The organism is Pseudomonas protegens, assembly GCF_003732485.1.
Lineage (GTDB): Bacteria > Pseudomonadota > Gammaproteobacteria > Pseudomonadales > Pseudomonadaceae > Aquipseudomonas > Aquipseudomonas protegens_B.
Genome location: NZ_MOAK01000036.1, coordinates 33557 through 43689, shown reverse-complemented (window position 1 = coordinate 43689; position 10133 = coordinate 33557). Strand labels below are relative to the sequence as shown.

Sequence of the window (10133 nt, the reverse complement as noted above, 5' to 3'; positions counted from 1 at the left end):
GTGATCAAGGCAAAGCTGCCGAGCCAGGTGCCGGACAAGGTGAGGAAATCCCCCGCGATACTCCACCCCGAGCGGTCCGAGGGTTGATTGACCAGTCGCCCCACTTCGTCCGCTGCACGGTCAGCCCGCAGGCGCCAGGCATCGATCAGGTTTTCATTGAGGTCGAGTTTTTCCTGGACCTCATCGATGCTCGAACTGATGGCGCCCAGCAGGCCACCCTCCACCAGCAGTTCCGGTTTCGCCGGTGCCTGTGCCGCTACGGGGGCAGGCAAGGTGGCGGCATCCAGCTCGCGGCTGCCCAGGACGAGCAGCACCCCGAGCAAAATCGCGGTCTTGAAATTCAACACAACGCGGGGCTCCTTCAGCAGGGTCTGTAAGGAACTGATCAGCAAATGCCCGGCAAGTTCGCTGCAACTTCCGCAGGAACCGGCTTGCCGGCGAAGGCGGCCCCGTCAATCCCTGCCTATTACCCCGGCCTGCGCAACGCGCTATGGCACCAGACTCGACCGGCGCCGAGCCTATTGGCTCCGATTGGCGGCACTGGGAGAAACACCGAAGCGGTTGCGGTATTCGCTAGGGGCCAGGCCGGTGACTTTCTTGAACAGGCTGCGAAAGGTCGCCGGGTCCTGGTAACCCACGGTCCAGGCGATGTGATCGATGGTGCCGTTGGTGAACTCGAGCATTTCCCGCGCCTTGCCCACCCGCAGGTGCTGGCAGTACTGGGTCGGTTTGAGGCCGGTGGCCGCACGGAAACGCCGTAACAGGGTGCGCTCTTCAAGACCCGCCTGTTGCGCCATCACCGGCAGCGACACATCCACCGCGCCATTGGCCTGCAGCCAGTGCTGCAACTTGAGGATCGCCCCATCGCCATGGTTGAGGATCGGCGCGAAGTTGCTGCCGCACTGGCTGGCGCTGTCGCTGTGCTCCATCACCAGAAAGCGCGCAGTGGCACTGGCGATGCTCGGTCCCAGCAGGCGGTCCACCAGGCGCAGTCCCAGTTCGGCCCAGGCCATCAGCCCGGCCGTGGTGATCAGGTCGCCATCGTCGACTATCGGTTGGTCGGCTTCCAGGCGCACCTGTGGATAACGGGCGGCAAAAGCCTTGGCCGAAGTCCAGTGGGTGGTGGCGCTGCGGCCATCGAGCAGGCCACTCTCGGCCAGCAGGATCGAGCCCACGCAGACACCGCCGAGCGTGGCTCCGGCCGCATGCTGCTGGCGCAACCAGCTCACCAGGGCAGAGGACGACTGGCTGGCGGAAAATCCTGCCAGCGAAGGCGGTATCACCACTGCCAGCAGGCTGCCGTTCTCTCCCTCCTGGCTGTCGTAGATCCGCTGTGGGCCTTGCGCCTCAACGGTTTGCCAATGGCTGACCCGCAACCGCGGCAGCTGCGCCTGAGGCTGTTCGCGGGCAATGCGATTGGCCACTTCGAACAGATCGGTCAGACCATGCACCGCCGCCATCTGCACCCCGGGATAAAGCAGTACGCCCAGTTCGGCGACCGAGCCTTGAATGCCCACTGTCAGTTTTCCCCCTGTTAATGTCGATGCGGCCAATCCTCCAGGGAGCAAGAGCCACCGATACTGGGCTCCAGGTTATCCACTCACTTGGAGGCAACACCCATGGCCAAACAGGCGCTCATCGTAATCGATATCCAGAACGACTACTTCGCCCACGGCAAATGGCCCCTGGTCGGGGTCGACGCCGCAGCGGACAACGCGGCAAGGCTGATTCAGACCTTTCGCCAAAGGGCACAACCGGTGGTGCACATCCGCCACGAATTCACCTCCGACAGCGCGCCCTTCTTCACCCCGGGCTCCGAGGGTGCGCACTTGCATCCCAAGGTACTGAACCGCGCCGACGAACCCGTGGTGCTCAAGCACTTCGTCAACTCGTTCCGGGAAACCGAACTGCAGGCGATCCTCCAGCAACAAGGCATCGATGAACTGGTGATAGTGGGCAACATGAGCCACATGTGCGTAGAGGGCACCGCGCGGGCCGCTGCCGACCTGGGCTACCCGGTACAGGTGATACACGACGCCTGCGCCACCCTCGACCTGGAGTTCGATGGCCAGCGAGTGCCGGCGGCGCAAGTACAAAGCACAGTGATGTCGGCCCTGGCATTCGCCTACGCCAATGTCCTGTCCACCGAAGAGTTCCTCGCGGCCCGATAGCCCGCACTCTGCGCCGACGACTGCGGTGAGCTCAGGCTCACCGCCGTTTTTGTCTGGCCTGGCACTCAGGCCCCCGCGGCATATCCACAGGGCAAGAGCGCCACACCAACTGTTGTCGCAAGCAAGACAACTTCTCCAGACTACATACGAATGATTCTTGTTATTTAAGCCAATTGTTAGTTGCTATAAAGTCCGCACCCCAACAACTGGCAGCGGTCAAATAAATGGCGTCATTAACAAAAACGATATTCAATAGCTGACTAATGGAAATTATTGAAAGCCCCATTATTTCAAATCCTGCCTTGAGCTTTACCAAGAGCCGACTCGCGCCTAATAACATCAACATTTATAAATGCCAACGCTTACTTCTTACGGTTACCTTTAATTCCATATAACCAAAGAAAATAATACATATAGCGAAATCTTAAAATTTCTCTGCCACGGGATTTAGCCCCCGAATTCATTGCCCCTGAAGCCAAGCAGCAAGGGTGTACCACGCCCCGCCGGAAAGGCGTTTGCAATAGTATCACTGGCCGAGCCCGATACTTTCCCTGCGGGCCAGAAAAGAGCCTTGCAAGCCACTTCATTCACCTTACTTGCAAATCCAGCGGCCTTGGCTAACTTGATAGCTACTCGCCACTGAAGTGTTCTTCAGCCGCCAGAAAACCAATAAAAACTGTCGAGGAATTCAATAACCGGACGCCCCCCTGCCTGACCCAGCTGACACTGACACGGAATTAGTCATATTAATCAAGAGGGATGCTTGATGAAGCGCAGTTCATTGCCTCGAGTTTTTTCATTCAAGGGTGCGGCCGAAAATTATTGGCTCTCGTTAGTGCTGTTTTCGATCCTGGTGGTCGCCAGCTTCCTGTTGTTTGAACAACAGATCCAACAGTTGCTGAATCACCTGGGCAGCTTCCTCCCTTCCGATCCCGTGCAACGCGCCAGCCTCGCTCTGCTACTGGTAACCCTGCTGGCCCTGGACGTGCTCTTGCCGGTGCCTTCCAGCCTGGTGGCGCTGCTGGCCGTTGCGGTTCTGGGCGCCATTGGCGGCTATCTGGTGATCTTCATCGGCCTGTGCCTGGGAGCCTGCCTGGGCTATTGGCTGGGGGCCGGGTACTTTCGCCTGCTATCCAACTGGCTGGGACTCAGGAGCTGGCAGCCGGGGCAACTGGCCTATCGCCTCAGCACCCTGTCGCTGATCTGCCTGCGTGGCGTCCCGGTGCTGGCAGAGACCTCGGTGCTGGCCGCGGGCATGCAGCGTTATCCACTGCGCCAGTTCCTGCTGGTCACCACCCTGGCCAATGCCGGGCTGGCCCTGGCCTATGCCGCCATCGGCAGTTTGCTGGTGGAGCAGAACGCGCTGCTGGCAACCATTCTCGCCAGCATGGTGCTGCCGGGGCTGGTCCTGGGCACCCGCAGCCTGCTCAAGCCTCGGGTTGCGCAACCGCCGATGGAGCAGAGTCAGCCTCTGGAAGGGCGCTTCGAGGTGAGCTACCACTACCCGGTGCTGTTCACCGATCACATCTTCCAGGTCGACAATCCCTGCCTGCACCGGCAACTGGCCCAGGCGCAACAGGGACGCACCACCGTGCTGGTGTTCATCGATGAACAATTGCTGCAGTGTTCCCCGCAACTGCCGCAACAGATCGGTGCCTATTTCAGTGCCCATGCCACCGACCTGCATCTGCAGGCCGCACCGATCCCGGTGCCGGCGGGCGAACTGAGCAAGACCCCTGACGTCCTCCAGCAGTTGTATGCCCACATGCTTGAGCACGGCCTGGACCGCCACTGCTATGTGCTGGCCCTGGGCGGCGGCGCTGTACTGGACGCCGTCGGCTATGCCTGCGCCACCTTCCACCGGGGCATGCGACTGATCCGCATCCCGACCACGGTACTGGCCCAGAACGACGCCGGCATCGGGGTCAAGAACGGCATCAACGCTTTCGCCCAGAAGAACCTGTTGGGAGCCTTCTACCCGGCCACGGCAGTGATCAACGACTTCCAGCTGCTGCTCAGCCTGTCGCCCCGGGACCAGATCGCCGGGCTGGCCGAAGCGGTGAAAGTGGCCGTGATCAAGGACGCGGCATTCTTCCAGTGGATGGAGCAGCAGGCCGAGGCCCTGGCGAGCTTTGAACACCACGCCAGCCGCTACGCCATCTTCCGCTGCGCGCAATTGCATCTGGGCCATATCACCGGGGCCGGCGACCCCTTCGAACGGGGCAACGGCCGTCCCCTGGACTATGGGCACTGGGCCGCCCACAAGCTGGAGAACCTCAGCCAGCATCGCTTGCGCCATGGTGAGGCGGTGGCGGTGGGCATGGCCCTGGACGCGCTCTACGCCAATGCCAGCGGCCTGCTGAGCAATGCAGAAACCCAGCGCCTGTTGCAACTGCTGGACAAGCTCGGCTTCAACCTGTGCCCACCAGAGTTGGGGTTGAAGGATGCCCAGGGCCGTTCCCTGGTGCTGCTGGGGCTGGAGGAGTTTCGCCAGCACCTGGGGGGCCAGTTGTCGATCCCGATGCTCAACCGCCTCGGCCAGTCCACCGATGTGCAGCACATCGAACTGCCGGTGATGGAGCAGGCCCTGCTGCGTCTGAGCAGCTTCGGTGGGCCGGACTTCGCCTGGACCGAGGGCTGTGCCCAATGAGCCACTCCTCCCTGACCACCTGGCTGACCCTGGGCCGGGTATCCAACCTGCCGACGGTGTGGACCAACGCCCTGGCCGCCGCGCTGCTGGCCAGCAGCGCCAGTACCCTGGCACCGCCCTCGCCGCTGGTCTGGACCCTGCTGCTGGTGGCGCTCTCGGCGCTGTACCTGGCCGGGATGCTGCTCAACGACCTGCTGGATGCCGATTGGGACCAGCAACATCAGAACCCCCGGCCAATCGTCCTGGGCCTGGTCAGCCGGACTCAGGTGAGCATGGCCACCGCGGCCCTGCTATTGCTGGCGGCGCTGTCGGTACTGGGCCTGAGCCACGTGATCCCCCAGCCTCACTGGCTGCTGGCCTGCGCCGGCTTGCTGCTGCTGTTCATCCTGGCCTACAACCTGCTGCACAAGAAATACCCCCACAGTGTCTGGCTCATGGGTGGCTGCCGCTCGGCCCTGTACCTGACCGCCGCCGCCAGCCTGGCCATGCCACCGCAGCCGCTGTGGCTGTGCGCCGCGCTGCTGGGCACCTACATCGCCGGCCTGACCTACCTGGCCCGGCTGGAGCATCGCAACCAGCTGCTCAGCCGCCTGCCGCTGCTGCTGATGCTCAGCCCCCTGGCCCTCGCCGCTTACGCAGACAACGGGGTGTTCTGGCTGGTCCTGCTGCTGTGGCTGGGCTGGTTGGGCTGGCATTACCGGCGTCATTTGGCCAACCCACGACAGCGGCAGATTCGTGCCTTTATCGGTGCCGGCCTCGCCGCCCTGCCGCTGTTCGATGCGCTGGTGCTGGCCCTGGCCAATCAACCCCTGGGCAGCCTGCTGTGCGTGCTGGTGTTCTTCCTGCTGCCCCACCTTCAACGCTGGATCAAGCCGACATGACCATGGACGTCATTTTCCCCGCCTCGCTCCCGCTCGCCATGCGCCATGAGGCCTTTGCCGAGCGTCGCCGCCAACTCGAAGAGCAGCTCGACGACGAGAACCGTCGCTGGTGGCACGCAGCCCTGGAGCAACTGGCCAGCCAACCGTCGGCCAACACCCTGGTGCTGCTCAGCAGCCAGTGCAAGCGTCGCCTTGGCAACACAGGGGTGAGCGCCAGCCCGGGCTGGAACCGGACCCAACTGGCCCGAGCCTTGCTCCTGGAGCAACTGCTGAAACAGCAGGCCGGCGGCGATCAACTGGCACTGCTGCGCCAGCTGTTTCTCTGGGGCGACGACCCGGAAAAAAGCGTGCTGCTCAGGGTCCTCGATGACCTCGACACAGAGGGTCGCAGCCTCGACCTGGCGCTCCAGGCAGGACGTACCAACAACCGTGAAGTGTTCGCCGCCATCGCCCTGGACAACCCCTTTCCCGCTCGCCACTACCACGACCGGGCCTTCCACCAGTTGGTGCTCAAGACCCTGGGCATGGGCCTGGACAGTGGGCACATCGAAGGCCTGACCCAGCGCCATAGCGTCGACCTCAACCAACTGGCCCTGGAGCATATGGAAGAACAGTTGGCGGCGTTCCGCAGTGTCAGCGACGGACTGCCCCATGCCATCGCCTTCGAGTTGTTGAGCCAGGCCCAGCGCCAACGCTTGCGCAACCTGTGCCAGCAGCGACGACTGCCACCGCACTGGCTCCAGCACTTGCCACCCGACGCCTGAATCGACACCGGCGCACCCACTCAATTTTCTCTACCACTGCATCAGGGACTCACCATGGCGAAGTACTTCGATCCGCACATTCATATGGTCAGCCGCACCACCGACGACTATCAGAACATGGCCGCCGCCGGTATCACCGGGGTGATCGAGCCGGCCTTCTGGCAAGGCCAGGCGCGCACCAGCGTCGGCAGCTTCATTGATTACTTCGACACCCTTCTGGGCTGGGAGCGCTTTCGCGCCAGCATGTTCGGCATTCACCACTTCTGCACCATCGGCCTCAATCCCAAGGAAGCCAATGACCTGTCGGTGGCCAACGAGGTGCTGGAGATCCTGCCGCGCTACCTGGTCAAGGACGGCGTGGTAGCGGTCGGCGAGATCGGCTATGACGACATCACTCCCGAGGAAGACCGCTTTCTCGCCGCGCAACTGGAGCTGGCCAAGCAGTTCAACCTGCCGGTGCTGGTGCACACCCCGCATAGGGACAAGATCGGCGGCACCAAGCGCACCCTGGCAGTCATCCGTGAGGTGGGCATCGCCGAGCATCTGGTGATCATCGACCACCTCAACGAACTGACCCTGCCGCTGGTGCTGGACAGCGACTGCTGGCGCGGGCACTCCATCTACCCCAACACCAAGATGTCGGAGCAGCGCATGGTGGCCCTGCTCAAGGAGTACGGCACCGAGAAGATGGTGGTCAACAGCGCCGCCGACTGGGGCATCAGCGATCCGCTCAAGGTGCCCAAGACCGGCCTGGCCATGCTCGCGGCCGGATTCAGCGAAGCCCAGGTGGAGCAGGTGCTATTCCATAACCCGGTGGATTTCTTCGCCCAGAGCGGGCAACTCGACAAGCAACTGGTGAGCACCCCGCTGCCCATCGACCAGCGTCGCCAGTGGCAGGACAACTCGGCCCTGCGGGGCCAGGAACCGGTGGTCAAATGAGTACCCGGGCCGGCTGGAGCGCCGCGCAGATCGGTTACTGCAGCAACGTGCATCCGGCACGGGACGTGGCCGGCCTGGAGAGTTCGATCCGCCAGCACTTCCAGGGGGTGCGCCGCCAGCGCGGGCTGGCGGTGCAGGACAGCGGCCTGTGGATCAGTGCCCAGGCGGCGGCCGAACTGCAACAGCCCGCGGTGCGCGAAGCCTTCCTCGGGTTGTTGCACGACTGCGGGCTGCGCCTGACGTCCCTCAACGGTTTTCCCTACGGCCAGTTCCATCAGGGTGCGGTGAAGGCCGAAGTCTACCGACCGACCTGGGCCGAACCGCAGCGCCTGGAATACAGCCTGCAACTGGCGGAGCTGCTGGCCGCCGCCCTGCCCCTGGACTGCCAGCAGGGCGTGATTTCCAGCGTGCCCCTGGGGTATGCCGCCCTTTGGGACGACGCCCAGCAACAACAGGCCGAGGCCCAGCTGTTGCAGTTGACCGCCGGGCTGGCCAGCCTGCATCGGCGCAGCGGCAAGAAGATCCTGCTGTGCCTGGAGATGGAGCCGGACTGCGTACTGGAAAACACCGATCAGGCCATCGCCTTCTTTCAGCGTTGGAAAGCCACCGATCCCCACCATCAATACCTGGCGCTGTGCTTCGACGTCTGCCATCAGGCGGTGGTCTTCGAGGACTGCTACCAATCGCTGCAACGGCTGCTGCAGGCGCGCATACCGGTGGGCAAGATCCAACTGTCCAACGCACTGATCTGTCACTTGCCCGCGACTGACCCGCAACGCCGCGAGCAGGTGCTGCAGGCCCTGGGCAACTTCGCCGAAGCCACCTACCTGCATCAGGTGAAGGCCCGTGACCTCAAAGGCCAACTGCTGGCCTGGGCCGACCTGCCCAAGGCACTGCAGGCGGTGGAGCCGGTGCAGGGCCAATGCTCCGAGTTGCGCATTCACTTTCACGTGCCCTTGTTCAGTGAGCAGTTCCTGTTGCCGGAACTCAATGGCAGCCAGCAGGCCCTGATGCGCACCTTCGACTTTCTCGCCGCCCATCCGCAGTGCCAGCCGGTGCTGGAAGTCGAGACCTACAGCTGGAACGTACTGCCCGGCACCCTGCGCCCGGACACCGAACAAGCCCTGCTCCAGGGCATTGCCGCGGAGCTGCAATGGGTCGAAGAACAGTTGCGCCAGCGACACTTGCTCCGTGGGCAGTCGTCACCCATGGAGGCGCCGGCCCATGCCCTCTGAAGCGCTGCGCCAGCCCCTGCTGCTGATCAACGTGGTCGGTCTGACCCCCAGCTTGCTGGGCCCGGCCACGCCGCGAATCAACGCCCTGCTGCAACGGGCCAAAATGGCCCGGCTGCGCCCGGTGTTCCCCGCCGTGACCTCGACGGTACAGGCCTCGATCCTCACCGGATTGCCGCCTTCGCAACACGGCATCGTCGGCAATGGCTGGTATTTGCGCGATCAGGCCGAAGTGCGCTTCTGGCTGCAGCCCAATGCGCTGATACAGGGTGAAAAGGTCTGGCAGACCTTGCGGCGGGAGATCCCCGGCCTGCGCTGCAGCCAGCTGTTCTGGTGGTTCAACATGTACGCCGAGGTGGATGCAGCCATTACGCCACGTCCCCACTACCCGGCAGACGGGCGCAAGATGTTCGGCCTTTATTCATCACCGCCCGGGCTGCACGAACGCATCGAACAACAGATTGGCGAGTTTCCCTTTCCGGGCTTCTGGGGCCCGGCAGCGGGCATTGCCTCCAGTCGCTGGATCGTCGATTGCGCCATCGCCGAGTTCCAGATCAGTCACCCCGATCTGCAACTGATCTACCTGCCGCACCTTGACTACAGCCTGCAACGCCTGGGGCCCGAGCACCCGTCCATCAGCGATGAAGTGCGGGCCATCGACCATGAGGTCGGGCGCCTGCTGGACTTTGCCCAGCAACAAGGCGCGGCGGTGATGCTGGTTTCCGAATACGGCATCGAAGCGGTGCAGCAATCGATCTCCATCAACCGCGTGCTACGGGAACAGGGCCTGCTGCAAGTACGCCGTTCCCTGAGCTGGGAGTTGCTCGACCCCGGCGCCAGTGCCGCCTTCGCCGTGGCCGACCATCAGATCGCCCACGTCTACGTGCGCCAATCCAGGGACATTGCTCGGGTCAAGGCCCTGCTGCAGTGCCAGCCGGGCATCGAGCAGGTGCTGGATAAAACCGAACAGCGGGCCTGGCAGCTCGATCACCCGCGCAGCGGCGAGCTGGTGGCGGTGGCCGCCCCGGGCTTCTGGTTCGATTACTACTACTGGTTCGACGACCGCCTGGCCCCGGACTTCGCCCGCACCGTGGATATCCACCGCAAGCCGGGCTACGACCCGCTGGAGCTGTTCATCGACCCGGCGATTGCTTTTCCCAAGTTGCGGGTCGCCCGCCGCCTGCTGCAGAAGAAACTCGGTTTTCGCTACTACATGGACCTGATTCCCCTGGATACCCGACTGATTCGCGGCAGCCATGGACGCTTGCCGAGCAACGATGAGGTGGGGCCGCTACTGATCACCGATTGCGATTTACCACTGCCGGAGCACCTCCCGGCCACTGCGGTAAAGCACCTGCTCCTAGAGCATTTCCTAGGGCGCCCCTATGACGACACGGCTCAGGCCAAGGAGATTCCATGCGGCGAACCATCCCTATAGCGGTGCTCAGTGTGTTGAGCGGACTCGCTCAAGCACAGAGCCCGAATACATTCGATTG

8 protein-coding genes and 1 pseudogene are annotated in these 10133 nt (G+C 63.2%); 7 read left to right on the top strand and 2 right to left on the bottom strand.

Annotated features, from left to right (window positions below; all coding sequences use genetic code 11):
* Positions 1–347, bottom strand: a pseudogene (locus BLX41_RS34665) (mechanosensitive ion channel protein); the annotation flags it as partial.
* Positions 348–518: 171 nt separating this feature from the next.
* Positions 519–1460: a GlxA family transcriptional regulator gene (locus BLX41_RS07115; RefSeq protein ID WP_404942753.1), complete on the bottom strand. Its 942-nt coding sequence runs from the start codon at positions 1458–1460 to the stop codon at positions 519–521.
* A gap of 159 nt (positions 1461–1619) precedes the next feature.
* Here BLX41_RS07115 and BLX41_RS07110 point away from each other — a divergent pair, with 159 nt between their 5' ends.
* The 7 genes from BLX41_RS07110 (at position 1620) to BLX41_RS07080 (ending at position 10075) form a co-directional block, all read left to right on the top strand.
* Positions 1620–2171, top strand: a complete 552-nt coding sequence (locus tag BLX41_RS07110) for a cysteine hydrolase family protein (RefSeq protein ID WP_123724316.1) — start codon at positions 1620–1622, stop codon at positions 2169–2171.
* A 766-nt stretch (positions 2172–2937) separates the two neighbouring features.
* On the top strand, positions 2938–4821 hold the full coding sequence (locus tag BLX41_RS07105) for a 3-dehydroquinate synthase (RefSeq protein WP_123724315.1): 1884 nt from the start codon (positions 2938–2940) through the stop codon (positions 4819–4821).
* Complete coding sequence (locus BLX41_RS07100) at positions 4818–5702, top strand: UbiA family prenyltransferase (protein ID WP_123724314.1); 885 nt, start codon at positions 4818–4820, stop codon at positions 5700–5702. Before BLX41_RS07105 ends, BLX41_RS07100 begins: the two co-directional genes overlap by 4 nt.
* On the top strand, positions 5699–6466 hold the full coding sequence (locus BLX41_RS07095; protein WP_123724313.1) for an EboA domain-containing protein: 768 nt from the start codon (positions 5699–5701) through the stop codon (positions 6464–6466). Before BLX41_RS07100 ends, BLX41_RS07095 begins: the two co-directional genes overlap by 4 nt.
* Before the next feature lie 54 nt (positions 6467–6520).
* On the top strand, positions 6521–7405 hold the full coding sequence (locus BLX41_RS07090) for a TatD family hydrolase (protein ID WP_123724312.1): 885 nt from the start codon (positions 6521–6523) through the stop codon (positions 7403–7405).
* A complete protein-coding gene (eboE, locus tag BLX41_RS07085) occupies positions 7402–8640 on the top strand; it encodes a metabolite traffic protein EboE (protein ID WP_123724311.1) in 1239 nt (412 codons plus the stop codon). Before BLX41_RS07090 ends, eboE begins: the two co-directional genes overlap by 4 nt.
* Positions 8630–10075, top strand: coding sequence for an alkaline phosphatase family protein (locus tag BLX41_RS07080; RefSeq protein WP_123724310.1), 1446 nt, complete (start codon positions 8630–8632; stop codon positions 10073–10075). Before eboE ends, BLX41_RS07080 begins: the two co-directional genes overlap by 11 nt.
* Positions 10076–10133 lie beyond the last annotated feature (58 nt).

What these genes read in the sequence shown, in the direction of transcription:
- BLX41_RS07115 (WP_404942753.1), bottom strand. Translation starts at nt 1,460, where the DNA reads ATGGCGGCGGTGCATGGTCTGACCGATCTGTTCGAAGTGGCCAATCGC.
- BLX41_RS07110 (WP_123724316.1), top strand. Translation starts at nt 1,620, where the DNA reads ATGGCCAAACAGGCGCTCATCGTAATCGATATCCAGAACGACTACTTC.
- BLX41_RS07105 (WP_123724315.1), top strand. Translation starts at nt 2,938, where the DNA reads ATGAAGCGCAGTTCATTGCCTCGAGTTTTTTCATTCAAGGGTGCGGCC.
- BLX41_RS07100 (WP_123724314.1), top strand. Translation starts at nt 4,818, where the DNA reads ATGAGCCACTCCTCCCTGACCACCTGGCTGACCCTGGGCCGGGTATCC.
- BLX41_RS07095 (WP_123724313.1), top strand. Translation starts at nt 5,699, where the DNA reads ATGACCATGGACGTCATTTTCCCCGCCTCGCTCCCGCTCGCCATGCGC.
- BLX41_RS07090 (WP_123724312.1), top strand. Translation starts at nt 6,521, where the DNA reads ATGGCGAAGTACTTCGATCCGCACATTCATATGGTCAGCCGCACCACC.
- eboE (WP_123724311.1), top strand. Translation starts at nt 7,402, where the DNA reads ATGAGTACCCGGGCCGGCTGGAGCGCCGCGCAGATCGGTTACTGCAGC.
- BLX41_RS07080 (WP_123724310.1), top strand. Translation starts at nt 8,630, where the DNA reads ATGCCCTCTGAAGCGCTGCGCCAGCCCCTGCTGCTGATCAACGTGGTC.